At 63.5% G+C, this 16,940-nt stretch carries 14 protein-coding genes and 1 pseudogene; 3 read left to right on the forward strand and 12 right to left on the reverse strand.

From position 1 onward, the window contains the following. Positions 1–215: 215 nt before the first annotated feature. A complete protein-coding gene (locus tag AC30QB_RS20420; protein WP_489548107.1) occupies positions 216–1,190 on the reverse strand; it encodes an RluA family pseudouridine synthase in 975 nt (324 codons plus the stop codon). 79 nt (positions 1,191–1,269) lie between these two features. Here AC30QB_RS20420 and AC30QB_RS20425 point away from each other — a divergent pair, with 79 nt between their 5' ends. Beyond that, positions 1,270–2,055, forward strand: coding sequence for an outer membrane protein assembly factor BamD (locus AC30QB_RS20425; RefSeq protein ID WP_489548119.1), 786 nt, complete (start codon positions 1,270–1,272; stop codon positions 2,053–2,055). A 7-nt stretch (positions 2,056–2,062) separates the two neighbouring features. Here AC30QB_RS20425 and yoaA read toward each other — a convergent pair whose 3' ends face one another. Together yoaA and AC30QB_RS20435 are read right to left on the reverse strand one after the other, a co-directional pair. Next, positions 2,063–4,039 (reverse strand): DNA repair helicase YoaA, encoded by a 1,977-nt coding sequence (yoaA, locus tag AC30QB_RS20430; protein WP_489548108.1) that lies wholly within the window; start codon positions 4,037–4,039, stop codon positions 2,063–2,065. Next, positions 4,036–4,239 (reverse strand): YdcH family protein, encoded by a 204-nt coding sequence (locus AC30QB_RS20435; protein WP_489548109.1) that lies wholly within the window; start codon positions 4,237–4,239, stop codon positions 4,036–4,038. The genes yoaA and AC30QB_RS20435 overlap by 4 nt, the downstream gene beginning before the upstream one ends. Positions 4,240–4,299: 60 nt before the next feature. Between AC30QB_RS20435 and AC30QB_RS20440 the strand changes: the two genes are divergently transcribed. After that, a complete protein-coding gene (locus AC30QB_RS20440) occupies positions 4,300–5,064 on the forward strand; it encodes a PP2C family protein-serine/threonine phosphatase (RefSeq protein WP_489548110.1) in 765 nt (254 codons plus the stop codon). Here the strand turns inward: AC30QB_RS20440 and AC30QB_RS20445 are convergent. The 5 genes from AC30QB_RS20445 to AC30QB_RS20465 form a co-directional block, all read right to left on the reverse strand. Further along, positions 5,061–5,609 carry a hypothetical protein gene (locus AC30QB_RS20445; protein WP_489548111.1) on the reverse strand — a complete coding sequence of 183 codons (549 nt, stop codon included), beginning with the start codon at positions 5,607–5,609 and terminating at the stop codon, positions 5,061–5,063. The two genes, AC30QB_RS20440 and AC30QB_RS20445, sit on opposite strands and share 4 nt — an antisense overlap. After that, positions 5,606–6,706, reverse strand: a complete 1,101-nt coding sequence (zapE, locus tag AC30QB_RS20450) for a cell division protein ZapE (protein ID WP_489548120.1) — start codon at positions 6,704–6,706, stop codon at positions 5,606–5,608. The genes AC30QB_RS20445 and zapE overlap by 4 nt, the downstream gene beginning before the upstream one ends. 16 nt (positions 6,707–6,722) lie before the next feature. Then, positions 6,723–8,150 (reverse strand): dihydrolipoyl dehydrogenase, encoded by a 1,428-nt coding sequence (gene lpdA, locus AC30QB_RS20455; protein WP_489548112.1) that lies wholly within the window; start codon positions 8,148–8,150, stop codon positions 6,723–6,725. 13 nt (positions 8,151–8,163) lie between these two features. Next, entirely contained in the window at positions 8,164–9,423 is a 1,260-nt protein-coding gene (gene odhB / locus AC30QB_RS20460; RefSeq protein WP_489548113.1) for a 2-oxoglutarate dehydrogenase complex dihydrolipoyllysine-residue succinyltransferase, read from the reverse strand. Positions 9,424–9,524: 101 nt separating this feature from the next. Beyond that, on the reverse strand, positions 9,525–12,383 hold the full coding sequence (locus AC30QB_RS20465; protein ID WP_489548121.1) for a 2-oxoglutarate dehydrogenase E1 component: 2,859 nt from the start codon (positions 12,381–12,383) through the stop codon (positions 9,525–9,527). Between the two features lie 247 nt (positions 12,384–12,630). Between AC30QB_RS20465 and AC30QB_RS20470 the strand changes: the two genes are divergently transcribed. After that, positions 12,631–12,945 carry a hypothetical protein gene (locus tag AC30QB_RS20470; protein ID WP_489548114.1) on the forward strand — a complete coding sequence of 105 codons (315 nt, stop codon included), beginning with the start codon at positions 12,631–12,633 and terminating at the stop codon, positions 12,943–12,945. A gap of 1 nt (position 12,946) precedes the next feature. On the opposite strand, the gene AC30QB_RS20475 is transcribed toward AC30QB_RS20470, so the two are convergent. From AC30QB_RS20475 to AC30QB_RS20490, 4 genes and pseudogenes are all read right to left on the reverse strand, one after another. Continuing rightward, positions 12,947–13,912 (reverse strand): NAD(P)H-dependent flavin oxidoreductase, encoded by a 966-nt coding sequence (locus AC30QB_RS20475; RefSeq protein WP_489548115.1) that lies wholly within the window; start codon positions 13,910–13,912, stop codon positions 12,947–12,949. A gap of 39 nt (positions 13,913–13,951) precedes the next feature. Beyond that, complete coding sequence (locus AC30QB_RS20480) at positions 13,952–15,745, reverse strand: acyl-CoA dehydrogenase (protein WP_489548116.1); 1,794 nt, start codon at positions 15,743–15,745, stop codon at positions 13,952–13,954. A gap of 81 nt (positions 15,746–15,826) precedes the next feature. After that, positions 15,827–16,759 (reverse strand): electron transfer flavoprotein subunit alpha/FixB family protein, encoded by a 933-nt coding sequence (locus tag AC30QB_RS20485; protein ID WP_489548117.1) that lies wholly within the window; start codon positions 16,757–16,759, stop codon positions 15,827–15,829. A gap of 15 nt (positions 16,760–16,774) precedes the next feature. Next, positions 16,775–16,940 (reverse strand): annotated as a pseudogene (locus AC30QB_RS20490) (electron transfer flavoprotein subunit beta/FixA family protein); the annotation flags it as partial.

Consider the following 16,940-nt stretch of genomic DNA (forward strand, 5'->3'; position numbering starts at 1 on the left):
TTTCACAGCAGCTTTTCGCATGGACAGGCCGGGGCAAGCGGCGGATCCACATCAATGGCTGCTGAGTGGGTGACCTCAAGGTTCGATGCGTTCATCGCGGCGAACCACTCGTCGCGCCACTATCGGCGCGGTCACTTCCGTTGGCAGAGCGCGGGGCGCAGCGTCGAACGCTTGGGTGCCAGGGAAGGGGTTAGGCCGCATTGTATAGAACCTCGTCAGGGGCTGCCACGTCTCGTATCCACCTGTTGCCAGGCGAGCGCCATATCGGCTGGAGCTTCGGCATCTAACCACAGCATGTCGCCCGAGTGCGGGTGCACCAGGCCCAGGCGGGTGGCGTGCAACGCTTGGCGCTGCATGCCAAGCGCCGGGTGGCCGCCATAGGTCTGGTCGGCCAGCAGCGGGTAACCACGCGAGGCCAGGTGTACGCGGATCTGATGCGTGCGCCCGGTGTGCAGCTTGCAACGCACGGCAGTCACAGGCCCGTCAGCCGTCTCTGCCACGGCGAGCCGGGTGACATCGGTCTGCGCCGGCTTGCCGCTGGCTACGACCGCCATGCGCACGCGCGATTGCGGGTCGCGCGCCAAAGGGACATCAATGCGGAAGGATTCCTGCTGCAGGTGGCCGTGCACCAGCGCAAGGTACTCACGATGAACTTCACGCGCGGCAATGGCGCGCATCAAGGCCGTCACGGCGGGCAGCGTCTTGCCCACCACCATCAGGCCTGAAGTGTCTTTGTCTAGCCGATGAACGATGCCCGCGCGCGGCAGCGTGGCGGCTGCGGCGTGGTGGGCGAGCACGGCGTTGAGCACGGTGCCCGACCAATTACCGGCCGCAGGGTGAACGACCATACCGGCGGTCTTGTCGATCACCATCAAGTGCTCGTCTTCGTAGACGAGGTTCAAGGGCAGCGCCTCGGCGCGAAACGCGCGGCTTTCCGGCGTGGGCACAAGATCGACCTCGATCTGCTGCCCCGCCAGCACCTTGCGCGAAGCCGAGCTGGCCGCCACGCCATCGACCCACACGTGCCCTTGCTCGATCAGGCTCTGCAGGTGATTGCGCGAGAACTCGTCGGCCATGGTCACCAGGGCCTTGTCGAGCCGCGCGCCGTGAAGCTCGCGTGACACCACCGCCGTGCGGCGCTCGGGCGCGTCATCGTCGTCCGGCTCGGTGAGCAGGGTCATCGGCTCCATCTGTGGCGGGGGGTGAACCATATAATCTTCGCTCTCTTCGTCTCACTGGAAGCACCGCTCCCGCGGTGCCATGAAGCTCATGAATCGGATTCGCTCGCTAGGCCGCGTTTGGAGCTTGTCACTGCTCGCGGGGTTGTCGCTGATCTTGGCTGCCTGCAACACCACGCCGAAAGACGAAACCGCCGGCATGAGTGTCGAGAAATTGTATGCAGAGGCGAAAGAAGAAGCCGCTGCAGGCAGTTATGAGCGCGCCGCCAAGCTCTACGAGCGACTGGAAGGCCGCGCCGCCGGCACGCTGCTGGCGCAGCAAGCCCAGCTCGAGCGCGCCTACATCAACTACCGCACCGGCGAAAAGGCCCAGGCGCTCGCCATTGTTGAGCGCTTCATCAAGCTGCACCCCACCAGCCCGGCGTTCGACTACGCGCTTTACCTGCAAGGCGTGATCAACTTCAATGACAACCTGGGTATTTTTGGCAACCTGGCCAACCAAGATTTGGCGGAGCGCGATCAACAAGCATCACGCGATTCGTACCAGTCGTTCAAGCAGCTTACCGATCAGTTCCCCAACTCCAAGTACACGCCAGATGCCCGCGTGCGCATGCGCTACATCGTCAACTCGCTCGCCGCCTACGAAGTGCATGTGGCGCGCTATTACCTGCGGCGTGGCGCTTACCTGGCTGCCGTGAACCGAGCGCAGCAAACGCTGCAAGAGTTCCAGCAAGCACCCGCTGCCGAAGAGGCACTGTCGATCATGATTCAGAGCTACGACAAGCTCGGCCTCGACCAGCTGCGCGACGATGCGGGTCGTGTACTGCGCAAGAATTTCCCCAACAGCGCATTCCTCGCCGCCGCGCCGGCGAGGTAAATGCGGCTCAAAACGGCAGCGACGCGGCCGACAAGCTTTCGAGCCACGCCACGGCTTCAGCTTCGGCTGCCAAACGTGTCATCGGCGGCAAGGCTTCACGCAGCCGGCGCCCGTAGTTCATGCCCGCCATGCGCGGGTCGCAGATCACCAGCAGCCCACGGTCAGTCTCGCTGCGAATCAAACGCCCTGCCCCCTGTTTGAGCGACACCGCGGCCTCGGCCACGAAGTAGTCGGAAAACGGGTTGCGGCCTTGGCTCTCCAGCCGCTTCACGCGCGCTTCAACCAGCGGGTCGTTGGGCGGCGGGAACGGCAGCTTGTCGATCAACACGCATTGCAGCGCGTCGCCCGGCACGTCTATGCCTTCCCAGAAACTTTGCGAGCCCACCAGTACTGACCGCGGCTGATTCAGAAACTGCTGCAGCAGCTGCCGCTTCGGCGCGCTGCCCTGCACCAGCACCTGGATGGCATCGCCCTCGGTCTCGAAGGTGTCTTTGAGCTTTTCACCGATGGCCTGCAGCGCGCGCAGCGTGGTGGTGAGCACGAAAGTCCGGCCACCCAAGGCCCGTGCGCAGCGTGCGGCCAAGGTTGCCACCGCGCCAGGGTGGCCTGGCTCGTTCGGCTTGGGGAAGCCCGCGGGGATGTAAAGCCGGGCGTGCTCGGGGTAGTCGAACGGGCTGCCAACGCGCAAGGTGACGGCGTCGTCAAGCCCAGCCGACTCCGTGAACCAGCTGAGTCGCTCATCGTCTCCCAGCGTGGCCGAGGTGAATATCCAGGCCTTGGGGGCAGCTTCCATCTGCTCACGCAAGGCCTCGCGTATGTCAAGCGGTGACTCGACCATGCGCGCCTGGTGCGGTGACAAGTCGATCCAGCGCACGCGGCCTGGTGTGACCTCGTCGCTGAAAAGTAAAGCCTGCCGCGCCAGCTGCGTCGCACGCTCGGCCAGCTTGGTGAAGTCGGGCGCCAGTTCGTCCACCGATTCGAGGCCTGTGCTGGCCTCGCTGCAAGCGGTGGCGATGCCCTCTAGCGCTTCTGCAAAGTCGGCGCGCCCTGCCCGCTCGTCCCAGCGCAGCTTAAGGGAGCCACGCACTTCGCGCATCGCCCCTGCTGCGGCCAGGCGCAGATCCCGCGCAGCGCGATCGCACGCGGCCGCAAGCTCCTGCCACGGCGCAAGGCCGCGTGCGTGTTGCAGGCCGGCGCCGAGCATGTCGCGCGCAAAGTCGATCACCTGAGCGCTGCCCAGCGTGGTACCGAGAAACTGCACCCCGGCTTCTGCCAGTTGATGGGCTTCGTCGAACACCGCCACTTCCACGCTGGGCAAGAGCTCGGCCACGCCGCTGTCGCGCAGTGCCATATCGGCAAAAAAGAGATGGTGGTTGACCACCACCAGGTCGGCTGCCATCGCTTCACGGCGCGCCTTCATCACGTGGCACTGGCGGTACTCGGGGCATTCGCTGCCCAGGCAGTTTTCGCGCGACGAGGTGACGAGCGGGATCACACTCGATCGCTCGTCCAGCCCCTCTAGCTCGGCGAGGTCACCGCTCTGCGTGCTGTGAGACCAGGTTTCGATCTTGGCCAAGGTGCGCACCGCCCAGCGGTCAGGCAACTGGGCCGCCTGGCGCGCCAGGTTCAGGCGATGCAGGCACAAATAGCTTGCGCGGCCCTTGAGCAGAGCCAGCGAGACGGGCAGCTGCAAGGCCTCACGCAGCCGCGGCAGATCACGCAGAAAGAGTTGATCTTGCAGGCTCTTGGTAGCCGTGCTGATCAAGGCGCGTTTGCCCGAGAGCAAGGTAGGGACCAGGTAGGCAAAGGTCTTGCCGACACCCGTGCCGGCTTCAGCCACCAGGGGACGGCGCTCGTCGATGGCCTCGGCCACGTTCTGCGCCATGCGTTGCTGCACTTCGCGCTCGACGTAGCGCTCATCGGCCAGCGCCAGCGCTCCCCCTGGCGCAAAGGCCTGCGCCACGGCTTCTGTGAGAAATGTCATGCCGGCTCGGGCGGCTCAAGCTGGGCTTCGAGCTTGGCAATGTGGTCGCGCAAGGCCAGCCGGCGTTTCTTCAAACGGCGCACCACCAGGTCGTCCAGGGGACGTTCGATGGCGGTTTGATCGATGAGCGAGTCGAGATCAGCGTGTTCCATGCGGAGCTCGATCAGTCGGCGCTGTGGCGAATGCAGGTTGTCATCCATGTGAGCGCGAATGAGAGCAGGAATGGGAACAGAGAGGCAAAGCGATTATAGTTTTCGACCATGAGCACCCCTCCAGGCTATCGGTTGTCGGCGGCCACCGGCATACACCGCGGTGACCGCGCCTACCAGCAAGACCAAGTCGAAATCATCCCTCATCACCGCGTACCAGGGTGCGCTTTCGCCGTCCTGGCCGATGGTATGGGCGGCAAGAGCGGCGGGCGCAAAGCAGCCGACCAGGTCGTACTCACGGCGAAACAGCTCTTCGAACGCTACAGCCCCAACCAGGACGACCCTTCCGAATTGCTCAAGCAATTGGTGCTTGAAGCGCACCTGATGATCAAGCTCACGGCCATCACCGCCGAAGAAGAACCGCACAGCACCGTCACCGCCTTCCTGATCAGCCCGTCACGCGAGTGCGACCTGATCCACGCCGGAGATTCGCGGGTCTATCACTTCCGCGGGCCCGACATGGTCAAGCGCACCATCGACCACTCGTTTGTGCAGCGCCTGGTCGACGAGGGCCAGATCACCGAAGACGAGGCCAACAGCCACCCGCAGTCCAACCTGCTCACCGGTTGCCTGGGCACCGTCCAAGACCCTCCGTTGACACTGCACCACATAGATCGCCTGGAGATCGGCGACACCATGCTCGCCTGCAGCGATGGGCTGTGGCACTACTTCACGCCCAAGGAGCTGGGTGCCATCGTGCACACCCTGCCGCCGCGTGAAGCCAGCGAGATGCTGGTGAGCAAGGCACGCCAGCGTGCGCGGGGGTCGGGCGACAACCTGTCGCTGGCGCTAGTGCGCCTCGACCCGCTCGGCTAAAGCTGCGCCGCGCTGGCCGGTACGGGCAGCGGCTTCGGCACCTTGCGCTTGGCGCGCTCGGCATTTCGCTTTTCCACCTCGGCCCGGTGCGCCTGTATTTCGCGGTGTCGCGCATTGAAGGCTTCACGCTGACGCTTCTCGGCAGCGCTGCGATCGGTTGCCGAAGCCGACGCACTCGCCGGCTTGATTGTCTGGCGCGCAATGGGCACAAGAGGCTCCTTCGGAGGCGGCACTGGTTTGGGTTGAGCGCGCGCTTGCGCCTTCTCGGCCATGCGCTTGCCCTGCGCTTGCGCGCGCTGCCGGCGCTGGGCATCGTCCAGCGCCAGCTCCTGTGCACGCAAGGCCCGCAGGCTTTCTTGCTTGTCGGCGCGGGCTTTCTCTAGGCACTGCGTCACGACGAACTGCTTGCGGCAGGTCTGCTCGCGCTGTGCATGCTGCGCCTCGACGGCATCGCCCCGCGCCCTGATCTGCGCCCGTTCGGTTTCTTCGCTGGCCTGTGCGAGGTTGCACAACGACAACAGCAGCCACGCGACAAGCAGCCTCATGTCAACGAAGTGTCCACATCGCGGCGCGCCAGCGCCAGGAACTCGGCGGACTGCATTTCATTCAGGCGCGATGCCGTACGAGGGAATTCATGCGCCAGCGGCCCATCGGTGTACAGCGCTTCGGGCTCGACCTCGGCCGACATGATCAGCTTCACCCGTCTGTCGTAGAGCACATCGACCAGCCAGGTGAAACGCCGCGCCTCAGACGCCAGCCTCGGTGACATCTGCGGCACGTCAGACAGCAGCACCGAGTGGAACTGGGTGGCCAGCTCCAGGTAGTCGTTCTGCGAACGCGGGCCACCGCACAGCTGCTTGAAGTCGAACCACACCACGCCACCCGCCTTGCGGCGCGCCCGCAGCTCGCGGTGCTCGATGTGGAGTACGGGCGACTCGTCCTTGCTCTCGGCCAAGCGATTGAATGCGTCGGTCATGGCCGCATCGGCGGCTGCGCCGAGCGGCGTGTGGTACATCGCCACTTGCTCCAGCGTGCGGCGGCGGTAGTCGGTTCCGTTGTCGACGCTGATGACTTGCATCTTGTCTTTCAGCAACTCGATGGCCGGCAAGATACGGTCGCGGTGCAGGCCGTTTGGGTACAGGTCGTCGGGCTTGAAATTCGACGTGGTGACGATGCTCACGCGGTGCTCAAACAGCGACTCAAGCAAGCGATGCAGGATCATCGCGTCGGTCACATCTGCCACGTGGAACTCATCGAAGCAGATCAGCCGGTAGCGGCGCGCGATGCGCTTTCCCAGCTCGTACAGCGGGTTGACCGTGCCTTTCAGGTCGGCCAGCTCGCGGTGCACCTCACGCATGAACTCGTGAAAATGCAGGCGCGTCTTGCGCGTGAGCGGCACGGCATTGAAGAAGCAATCCATCAGAAAGCTCTTGCCTCGCCCCACCCCGCCATACATGTAGACACCACGCGGAATGGGCGGGCGCATCACGAGTTTGGTCAGCGCGTTGCCGCGGCGGGCCTTGTAGTCGGCCCACTCAGTCTCGCAGCGCTCCAGTGCGTCGACCGCGCGCAGCTGTGCAGGGTCGGCGCTGTAGCCCCGCTCCGCGAGAGTCTGCTCGTAGAGCGAGCGCACGCCCGTCACGGCGTCTACCACGGCCTCAGAAGTTCAGCGTGCGCTTGTCGACGGCCAGCGCAGCCTCCTTCGTTGCCTCGCTCAAGCTCGGGTGGGCGTGGCAGATGCGGGCGATGTCTTCGGCCGAAGCCTTGAACTCCATCGCCACCACAGCTTCAGAGATCAGCTCAGATGCCATCGGGCCTACGATGTGAACGCCAAGAATTTCATCGGTCGTGGCATCGGCCAGCATCTTCACCATGCCGGTGGTGTCGCCCAGCGCGCGCGCGCGGCCATTCGCCATGAAGGGGAAAGTGCCTGCCTTGTAGGCTCGGCCGGTGGCCTTGAGCTGCTGCTCAGTCTGGCCGACCCACGCAATCTCGGGCGAGGTGTAGATGACCCAGGGAATGGTGTTGAAGTTGACGTGGCCATGCTGGCCTGCAATGCGCTCCGCCACTGCCACGCCTTCTTCTTCGGCCTTGTGCGCGAGCATGGGGCCACGAACCACGTCGCCAATGGCCCACACGTTGGGCAAGTTGGTCTTGCACTCGTCGTCTACGACCACGGCGCCACGCTCATCCAGCTTCAGCCCGACGGTTTCCGGGCTCAGCCCCTTCGTGTGCGCGACGCGACCAATCGAGACAATGAGCTTGTCGACATCCAGCGTTTGCGCTTCGCCTTTGGCATTGGCGTAAGCGACGCTCACGCCCTTCTTGCTCGACTTGACCTCGCTGATCTTCACGCCCAGCTCGATCCTCAGGCCCTGCTTGTCGAACGCCTTCTTGGCCTCTTTGGCGATCTGCTCATCGACGGCCCCCAGGAAGGTTGGCAGTGCTTCGAGCACCGTCACCTCAGAGCCGAGGCGGCGCCACACCGAACCCATCTCGAGGCCAATCACACCCGAGCCGATCACGCCCAGGCGCTTGGGCACGCCTGGGATGCGCAGTGCGCCGTCGTTGCTGAGAATGCTCTCTTCGTCGAACGCCGCCCCCGGTAAGGCACGTGGGCTGGAGCCCGTGGCCACGATGACGTGCTTGCCAGTGATGCTCTCTTCAGCAGCACCCGCCACCTTCACTTCATAGCCGCCATCGGTCGCTTTGACGAACGAGCCCAGGCCGTGGAAGAAGGTGACCTTGTTCTTTTTGAAGAGGTACAAGATGCCGTCGTTGTTCTGCTTCACCACGGCATCTTTGCGGCCCAGCATCTTCACGGGGTCGAGGCTCAAACCCGTGACACCGATGCCATGGTCGGCAAAGTGCAGCTTCGCGTGCTCGTAGTTCTCGCTCGACTGCAGCAGCGCCTTCGAAGGGATGCAGCCCACGTTGGTACAGGTGCCACCGGGTGCGGGGCCCCCCTTGGCGTTTTTCCAGTCGTCGATGCAGGCGGTGTTGAAACCCAGTTGTGCGGCGCGAATAGCGGCGATGTAGCCACCGGGGCCTCCGCCAATGACGACCACGTCGAATGATTTGCTCATGAGATCGTGACCTTTAGATGTCGAACAGAAGGCGAGACGGGTCCTCCAACGCTTCCTTCATGGCCACCAGTCCGAGTACGGCTTCGCGGCCGTCGATGATGCGGTGGTCGTAGCTCATGGCCAGGTAGTTCATGGGGCGGATGACGATCTGCCCGTTTTCCACCACGGCGCGGTCCTTGGTGGCGTGCACGCCCAGGATCGCCGACTGCGGCGGGTTGATGATGGGCGTGGACAGCATCGAGCCGAAGGTGCCGCCATTCGAAATGGAGAAAGTACCCCCCGTCAGGTCGTCCAGTGACAGCTTGCCTTCACCAGCTTTCTTGCCAAACTCAGAAATCTTCTTCTCGATGTCGGCAAAGCTCATCTGGTCGGCATTGCGGATGATGGGCACCACCAGGCCACGCGGCGAGCCGACAGCGATGCCGATATCGAAGTAGCCGTGGTACACGATGTCGTTACCGTCAACCGAGGCGTTGATCACCGGGTAGCGCTTGAGCGCGGCCACTGCCGCCTTCACGAAGAAACTCATGAAGCCCAGCTTCACGCCGTGCTCCTTCTCAAACTTCTCCTGAAATTTCTTGCGCATCTCCATCACGGGCGCCATGTTCACTTCATTGAACGTGGTCAGGATGGCGTTGGTGGCTTGCGACTGCAGCAGACGCTCGGCCACACGGGCGCGCAGGCGGCTCATGGGCACGCGCTGCTCGGGGCGATCGCCCAGGCTGGCCGTGACGGGCGCCGCTACGCTGGGCAGGGGCCTGGCCACACTGGCAGCCACGGGCGCCTTCACCGAAGCCGCAGCCGGCGTGGCCGCAGGTGCAGACAAGCTGCCCAGCACGTCGCCTTTGGTCACGCGGCCGTCTTTGCCGGTGCCAGGCACCGAGCCTGACACCAGGTTGTTGTCGGCCATCAGCTTCGCGGCAGCGGGCATGGCCACGCCACTCTTGCTGCCGCCAGCAGCCGGGGTAGCTGCAGCCGGTGCGGCCTCGGCGGGCGCAGCCCTGACTTCCAGCGGGCTCACCTGGGCCGCGGCCTCGGTGTCGATCTTGGCGATGACTTCATCGCTGACGCAGCTTTCACCGTCGCCTTTGACCAGCTGCGCCATCACGCCAGCGGCGGGCGCCGGCACTTCCAGCACGACCTTGTCGGTCTCGATCTCGACCAGGATCTCATCGAGCGCCACCGCTTCGCCGGGCTTCTTCCTCCAGTGCAGCAAAGTGGCTTCGGCCACGGACTCTGAAAGCTGCGGAACCTTGATGTCTACGATTGCCATTTCAATTCTTTCTTAGCATGCCGTGCGCCCTCAGCCTGTCGAAGGGCCTGCAGGCATGCGAACACGCCCTTCGACAGGCTCAGGGCGAACGGGACGCCAGGTTATTTGGTGAGGACGAAACCTTTGAGCTTGCTGAAGGCCTGGTCGAGCAAAGCCTTCTGCTGCTCTTGGTGCAGGTGGGCATAACCCACCGCCGGCGATGCTGAGGCCGGGCGGCCGGCATAACCAAGCTTCTGCCCTTCGAGCATGTTTTCGTGGATGTAGTGCTGCACGAAGAACCACGCACCCTGGTTCTGCGGCTCGTCCTGGCACCAGACCACGTCGGTCGCGTTGGGGAACTTCTTCAGCTCGGTAGAAAACGCCTTGTGCGGGAACGGGTACAGCTGCTCCACGCGCATGATCACCGTATCCCAGGCCTTCTTTTCGTCGCGACGCTTGATCAGGTCGTAAGCCACCTTGCCAGAGCAGGCGATGACGCGCTTGACCTTGTCGTTGTCGATCTCTTCGCGGCCCGGGCCAATGACAGTGCGGAACTCGCCCTTGGTGAACTCGGTGAGCGGCGACGACGCATCCTTGGCTCGCAACAGCGACTTGGGCGTCATGATGACCAAGGGCTTGCGGAACATGCGCACCATCTGCCGACGCAACAGGTGGAAGATCTGGCTCGCCGAGGTGGGTTGCACGATCTGCATGTTGTTGTCGGCCGCAAGCTGCATGAAGCGCTCCAGGCGCGCCGAGCTGTGCTCAGGGCCCTGGCCCTCATAGCCGTGCGGCAGCATCAACGTGAGGCCGTTGGCTCGACCCCATTTCACTTCGCCCGAGGCGAGGAACTGGTCGATCACGACTTGAGCGCCGTTGACGAAGTCGCCGAACTGCGCTTCCCAGATCACCAAGGTGTTGGGGTCGGAGCCCGCATAGCCATATTCGAAACCGAGCACGGCTTCTTCGGACAGCAGCGAGTCGATCACGACAAACGGCGCCTGGTTGTCAGCGATGTGCTCCAGCGGCGTCCAGGTGCCTTCGTCCCACTTCTCGCGGTTCTGGTCGTGCAGCACCGAGTGGCGGTGTGTGAAGGTGCCGCGGCCGCAGTCTTCACCCGACAGGCGCACCGGGTAGCCACTGGCCACCAGCGAGGCGTAGGCGAAATGTTCAGCCATGCCCCAGTCAACGTTGATCTCGCCACGACCCATCGCAGCGCGGTCGGCAAGAACCTTTTCGACCAGCGGGTGAGCCTTGAAATTGACCGGCACCGAAGTGATGCGTTCGGCCAGGCGCTTGATCTCCGTCAGGGGCAACGCGGTGTCTGCCGAATCGGTCCACTTCTTGTTGAGGAAGGGCGACCAGTCAACCGCGTACTTGCTCTTGTAGTTGGTGAGCACTGGGTCGACGGTGTGCTTGCCGGCATCCATCGCCGCGCGGAAAGCCTTGACCATCTCGTCGGGGCCTTCAGCCGTCAATACACCTTGCGCCACCAGCTTGTCGCCGTAGAGCTTGCGCGTGCCGGGGTGTTGGCCGATCTTCTTGTACATCAGCGGCTGGGTCAGCGCGGGGGTGTCTTGCTCGTTGTGCCCCAGCTTGCGGAAGCAGACGATGTCAACCACCACATCCTTATTGAACTCTTGCCGGTAGTCGAGCGCGAGTTGAGTGCACAGCACCACGGCCTCGGGGTCGTCACCGTTCACGTGCAGCACGGGCGCTTCGATCATCTTGACCACGTCGGTGCAATACAGCGTAGAGCGCGAATCGCGCGGGTCGCTGGTGGTGAAGCCGATCTGGTTGTTGATGACGATGTGCAGCGTGCCGCCGGTGTAATAGCCGCGCGTTTGCGCAAGTGCCAGCGTTTCCATCACCACGCCCTGGCCGGCGAAGGCCGCATCGCCGTGCACGATCACGGGCAACACGGTATCGCCTTCTTTGTCGCCGCGGCGGTCTAGGCGGGCCTTGACCGAGCCTTCGACTACCGGGTTCACAATTTCCAGGTGCGACGGGTTGAACGACAGGCTCAAGTGCACCGGGCCACCATCGGTCGTCACGTCGCTCGAGAAGCCTTGGTGGTACTTCACGTCGCCAGAAGGCAGGCTCTCAGGCGCGGTGTGGTCAAACTCGGAGAACAAGTCGGCAGGCGCCTTGCCCAGCGTGTTGACCAGCACGTTGAGGCGGCCACGGTGGGCCATGCCGATGACGATTTCTTGCACGCCCTTCAGGCCAGAGCGCTGCACCACCTCGTCCATCGACGCGATGAAGCTCTCGCCGCCTTCGAGCGAGAAGCGCTTCTGCCCCACGTACTTGGTATGGAGGTAGCGCTCCAGGCCTTCGGCCGCAGTGAGGCGGTTGAGGATGTGCTTTTTCTCGTCAGCCGAGTAGATGGGCTTGGAGCGTATGGCTTCGAGCTTTTGTTGCCACCATCGCTTCTCGACCGGCTCGGTGATGTGCATGAACTCAGCACCGATCGAGCCACAGTAAGTCTCGCGCAGCGCCTGCACGATCTCACGCAGCGTTTGCTGCTCAGCGGTGGTGAAATAAGTGTTGGTGGCACTGAACGTGATGTCGAGGTCAGCCTCGGTGAGGTCGTAAAACGTCGGCTCCAGCTCGGGAATCTTGGGGCGCTCTTGGCGCTTCAGCGGGTCAAGGTCAGCCCAGCGCGAGCCGAGCGAGCGGTAGGCCGCGATCAACGACTGAACGTGAACCTGCTTGCGTGCGACGGCCAGCTCAGTGGCACTCGCCTTCACTGCAAACGCATTGGCCTTGGCGCGTTGCGCGAACGATTCGACTATCGGGGCATGCGCCACATCTCGGCTCTCGGAGCCGTCGGTCGCGGGGACGTTTTGGAGGGCGTCGAAATATGTACGCCAGTTGTCGGGCACGGAGCCTGGGTTGTCGAGGTAGGCCTCGTACATCTCTTCGACGTAGGGCGCGTTGCCCCCGAACAGGTACGAGTTGGACCTGAATTCCTGCATCATTTCGCTCACCTTTCGCTCCGGTTTCCGGGGCTGTAGGGGGTTGATAAACCTTCCGCGGCACGGCTGAACCGACTGGCGGATTGCGACCCGCCTTGACGTTGCGATCAAGGGGACGGGAAGGACCTGAAAAAAGTCTGCGGGCGACTGTAACACCCTTGTTTATTTGCAGTCACTTCGCTCGATTGAATACCGAGTGAGTTCGCACAATGAGAACAGGGCCAAGCTGCCCTGCGCTTGCGTACCACCCATGCACCAGACCATCCACATTCACCCTGCCGCGGCGCCCAAGCCAGCGTGGGGCGAGCCGTGCAACGGCTGCGGCGTGTGCTGCACGACGGAGCCTTGCCCCGTGGGCATGGTGATCAGCCGCCGGTGCCATGGCGCCTGTTCGGCGTTGGTGTGGAACGCAACTGAGGGCCGCTACCGCTGTGGCGTGGTGAGCGAGCCGCAGCGCTTCGTCGCGCCGCGTTGGCTGGCCGACATGGCGGCCCGCTTCGCGCTGCGCATGATCGCGGCAGGCAAGGGTTGCGACTGCGACCTCACGGTCGAGCCACTGCGCTGAATCAGGCCGCGACCAGACTCAGTCGGCTGCGCGCCACGGCGTACTCGTCACGCAGGCGCTGCACCAGCTCGCGCGCCGGCAGTATCTTCTTGACCGAGCCGATGCCCTGCCCCGAGCCCCAGATGTCTTTCCATGCCTTCGGCTTGGCGCGCTCGGAGCCGAAACTCATCTTGCTTGCATCGCTGACTTCCAGGTTGTCGGGGTCGAGGCCAGCCGCCCGGATAGACGGTGCCAGGTAGTTGCCATGCACGCCGGTGAAGAGGTTGGAATAGACGATGTCGTCTGAGCTGCCGTCCACGATGGCCTGCTTGTAAGCATCGGCCGCACGTGCTTCTTCGGTCGCGATGAAGGCCGTGCCGATATAGGCGAAATCAGCACCCATGGCCTGAGCGGCCAGTACCGCGGCACCGTTGGCGATGGAGCCACTTAACGCCACCGGGCCGTCGAACCACTCGCGTATCTCTTGAATCAAAGCAAACGGACTCTTCACACCCGCATGGCCACCAGCCCCTGCCGCCACGGCGATCAAGCCGTCAGCACCTTTTTCGATCGCCTTATGGGCAAACTTGTTGTTGATGATGTCGTGCAGCACAACGCCGCCCCATGCATGCACCGCCTGATTCACATCCTCGCGCGCGCCCAGCGAGGTGATGATGATGGGTACTTTGTACTTGGCGCACAGCGCCATGTCGTGCTCCAGTCGGTCGTTGCTCTTGTGCACGATCTGGTTGATGGCAAAAGGCGCCGCCGGTTTGTCCGGGTTGGCCTTGTTGTAGGCGGCGAGCGTCTCGGTGATCTCGCGCAGCCATTCATCCAGCAACTCTGCAGGGCGAGCATTCAGCGCTGGCATGGAGCCCACGACACCTGCCTTGCACTGCTCGATCACGAGCTTGGGGTTGCTGATGATGAAGAGCGGCGAGCCGATGATGGGCAAGGGCAGGTTCTGCAGAACTGAAGGCAAGGCCACGAATGTCTCCGGGTGTAGGGGTTGAGAGCGCTCTGTGCGTTAGAACGAGTCGAGCGCCAGAGCTGTAACGCTCTCGGCGCCTTCGACGATGGCGTCGCGAGTACCCGGCACACGGCTGAGTATGTGGTCAGCATAGAAGCGAGCCGTCGTCACCTTGGCCTGCAGGAAGGCCGCGTCGCCCTCGCCCGCTGTGAGTTGCGACTCAGCCACCAGCAGCGCGCGCGCGAGCTGCCAGCCGGCCATCACATTGCCCGCGAGCATGAGGTACGGCACTGAGCCGGCAAACACGGCGTTGGGGTTGCCCTTGGTACCGGCGGCCACGAAGTCGACCACCTGCTCAAACGCCACCCGTGCGGCACTCAAGCGCTTCAATACCGAACGCGCGGCCACGCTGTCTCGCTTGGCCAAATCGCTCTCGGTAACGGCAATCTGCTGGGCAATGGCCTTGGCCGTCTGGCCGCCATCGCGCGCCGTCTTGCGGCCCACCAGGTCGTTGGCCTGAATGGCCGTTGTGCCTTCATAGATGGTCAGGATCTTGGCATCACGGTAATACTGCGCCGCACCGGTTTCTTCGATGAAGCCCATGCCGCCATGCACCTGCACGCCCAGGCTCGTCACTTCCAGGCTCATCTCGGTGCTGTAGCCCTTGACCAGGGGCACCATGAATTCATAGAAGGCCTGGTTCTGCTTGCGCACGTCAGCGTCCGGGTGCGCATGGGCTGCGTCATAAGCCGACGCAGCGGTGATGGCCATCGCACGGCAGCCTTCGACTTGCGCGCGCATCGTCATCAGCATGCGCTTCACGTCAGGGTGGTGAATGATGGGGGCGCTGCCGGCAATCGAGCCGTCAACGGGGCGTGACTGAACGCGGTCTTTGGCGTACTGCACGGCCTTCTGGTAGGCGCGCTCGGCCACCGCAATGCCCTGTATGCCCACGGCATAGCGCGCCGCATTCATCATGATGAACATGTATTCGAGGCCGCGGTTTTCCTGGCCCACCAGTGTGCCCACGGCACCGCCATGGTCGCCGAACTGCAGCACCGCTGTGGGGCTGGCCTTGATGCCCAGCTTGTGCTCGATGCTCACGCAGTGCGCGTCGTTGCGCTCGCCCAGCGAACCATCGGGCTTGACCATGAACTTCGGCACAACGAAGAGGCTGATGCCCTTCACGCCCTCGGGTGCGCCTACCACGCGCGCCAGCACGAGATGCACGATGTTCTCGGCCATGTCGTGCTCACCGTAGGTGATGAAGATCTTGGTGCCGAAAATTTTGTAGGTGCCGTCGGGTTGCGGCTCGGCGCGGGTGCGTACCAGCGCCAGATCTGAGCCGGCCTGCGGCTCGGTGAGGTTCATCGTGCCCGTCCACGTGCCTTCGATCATCTTGGGCAGGTAGGTGGCTTGCTGCTCGGGCGAGCCTGCGGTGAGCAAGGCTTCGATAGCACCGTCGGTCAGCAACGGGCACAGCGCAAAGCTCATGTTGGCGCTGTTGAGCATCTCGATGCAGGCCGAGCCTATGGTCTTCGGCAGCCCCTGGCCACCGAAGTCGGTGGGGTGCTGCAAGCCCTGCCAGCCGCCTTCGCCAAACTGGCGAAACGCATCCTTGAAACCCGGTGTTGTGAAGACCTTGCCGTCTTTCCAGTACGACGGGTTCTTGTCGCCTTCAAAGTTGAGCGGCGCAAGCACGCCCTCATTGAACTTGGCGCACTCTTCGAGCACGGCCTGCGCGGTCTCCAGGCCTGCGTCCTCGAAGCCGGGCAGCTGCGCCACGGCTTCCAGACCAGCGAGTTCCTTCATGCAAAACAGCATGTCCTTGACGGGGGCAACATAGCTCATGGCATCTCCTTCATGTTTTCGTTCAGGCAACAAAAAGCCCGTTGGCCACTGAGCGGCGAACGGGCTTCGTGCATCAGGCGCTTACAACGCCTTCACCAACTCCGGCACGGCGGTGAAGAGGTCGGCTTCGAGACCGTAGTCGGCAACCGAAAATATCGGGGCCTCAGGGTCTTTGTTGATGGCCACGATCACCTTGCTGTCCTTCATGCCGGCCAGGTGCTGGATGGCCCCTGAAATGCCGGCGGCGATGTACAGCTGCGGGGCCACGATCTTGCCCGTCTGCCCGACCTGCCAGTCGTTGGGGGCGTAGCCCGCATCGACGGCTGCTCGGCTGGCACCAAGTGCGGCGCCCAGCTTGTCGGCCAGTGGCGTGAGCACTTCGTTGAACTTGTCGCTGCTGCCCATCGCCCGGCCACCCGAGACGATGATCTTGGCGGCGGTGAGTTCCGGTCGGTCGTTCTTGGCGATCTCCGAGCCCATGAACTTTGACTTGCCGCTGTCGGCTGCGGCGGTTGTGGTCTCGATGGCAGCACTGCCGCCGGTGGCCGCTGCCGGGTCGAAGCCGGTGGTGCGCACCGTGATCACCTTCACCTTGTCGGCACTCTGCACGGTGGCAATCGCATTGCCGGCGTAAATGGGGCGCTCGAAGGTGTCGGGGCTGACCACCTTGGTGATGTCGCTGATCTGGCCCACGTCGAGCTTGGCCGCAACTCGGGGGGCGATGTTCTTGCCGGCCGCTGTGGCCGCAAACAAGATGTGGCTGTAGTTGCCGGCAATGCTCAGGATCTGCGCCGCGACGTTCTCGGCCAGGCCGTGGTCGAGGTGGGCGGCGTCGGCGTGGATCACTTTGGTCACACCCGCCACTTGGGATGCGGCCTTGGCGGCCTCACCAGCGCTGTTGCCGGCGATGAGCATGTGCACGTCGCCGCCAATGGCGACAGCGGCGCTGACGGTGTTGAAGGTGCCGCCTTTGAGGCTCTTGTTGTCGTGTTCTGCAATGACGAGGGTGGTCATGTTCTGGTCCTTCCCTTAGATGACCTTGGAAACGTTTTTGAGCTTGTCGACCAGGGTGGCCACGTCGGGCACCTTGATGCCGGCGCTGCGCTTGGGCGGCTCGCTGACCTTCAAGATCTTGATGCGCGGGGCCACGTCCACGCCCAGGGCCTCGGGCTTGATCACTTCGAGCGGCTTTTTC

The organism is Rhizobacter sp., from assembly GCF_046595475.1.
GTDB lineage: Bacteria > Pseudomonadota > Gammaproteobacteria > Burkholderiales > Burkholderiaceae_C > Rhizobacter.

Bases quoted from the DNA above. Each gene is read 5' to 3' on its own strand.
- AC30QB_RS20420 (WP_489548107.1), bottom strand. From the start codon at position 1,190: ATGGAGCCGATGACCCTGCTCACCGAGCCGGACGACGATGACGCGCCC.
- AC30QB_RS20425 (WP_489548119.1), top strand. From the start codon at position 1,270: ATGAATCGGATTCGCTCGCTAGGCCGCGTTTGGAGCTTGTCACTGCTC.
- yoaA (WP_489548108.1), bottom strand. From the start codon at position 4,039: ATGACATTTCTCACAGAAGCCGTGGCGCAGGCCTTTGCGCCAGGGGGA.
- AC30QB_RS20435 (WP_489548109.1), bottom strand. From the start codon at position 4,239: ATGGATGACAACCTGCATTCGCCACAGCGCCGACTGATCGAGCTCCGC.
- AC30QB_RS20440 (WP_489548110.1), top strand. From the start codon at position 4,300: ATGAGCACCCCTCCAGGCTATCGGTTGTCGGCGGCCACCGGCATACAC.
- AC30QB_RS20445 (WP_489548111.1), bottom strand. From the start codon at position 5,609: ATGAGGCTGCTTGTCGCGTGGCTGCTGTTGTCGTTGTGCAACCTCGCA.
- lpdA (WP_489548112.1), bottom strand. From the start codon at position 8,150: ATGAGCAAATCATTCGACGTGGTCGTCATTGGCGGAGGCCCCGGTGGC.
- odhB (WP_489548113.1), bottom strand. From the start codon at position 9,423: ATGGCAATCGTAGACATCAAGGTTCCGCAGCTTTCAGAGTCCGTGGCC.
- AC30QB_RS20465 (WP_489548121.1), bottom strand. From the start codon at position 12,383: ATGATGCAGGAATTCAGGTCCAACTCGTACCTGTTCGGGGGCAACGCG.
- AC30QB_RS20470 (WP_489548114.1), top strand. From the start codon at position 12,631: ATGCACCAGACCATCCACATTCACCCTGCCGCGGCGCCCAAGCCAGCG.
- AC30QB_RS20480 (WP_489548116.1), bottom strand. From the start codon at position 15,745: ATGAGCTATGTTGCCCCCGTCAAGGACATGCTGTTTTGCATGAAGGAA.
- AC30QB_RS20485 (WP_489548117.1), bottom strand. From the start codon at position 16,759: ATGACCACCCTCGTCATTGCAGAACACGACAACAAGAGCCTCAAAGGC.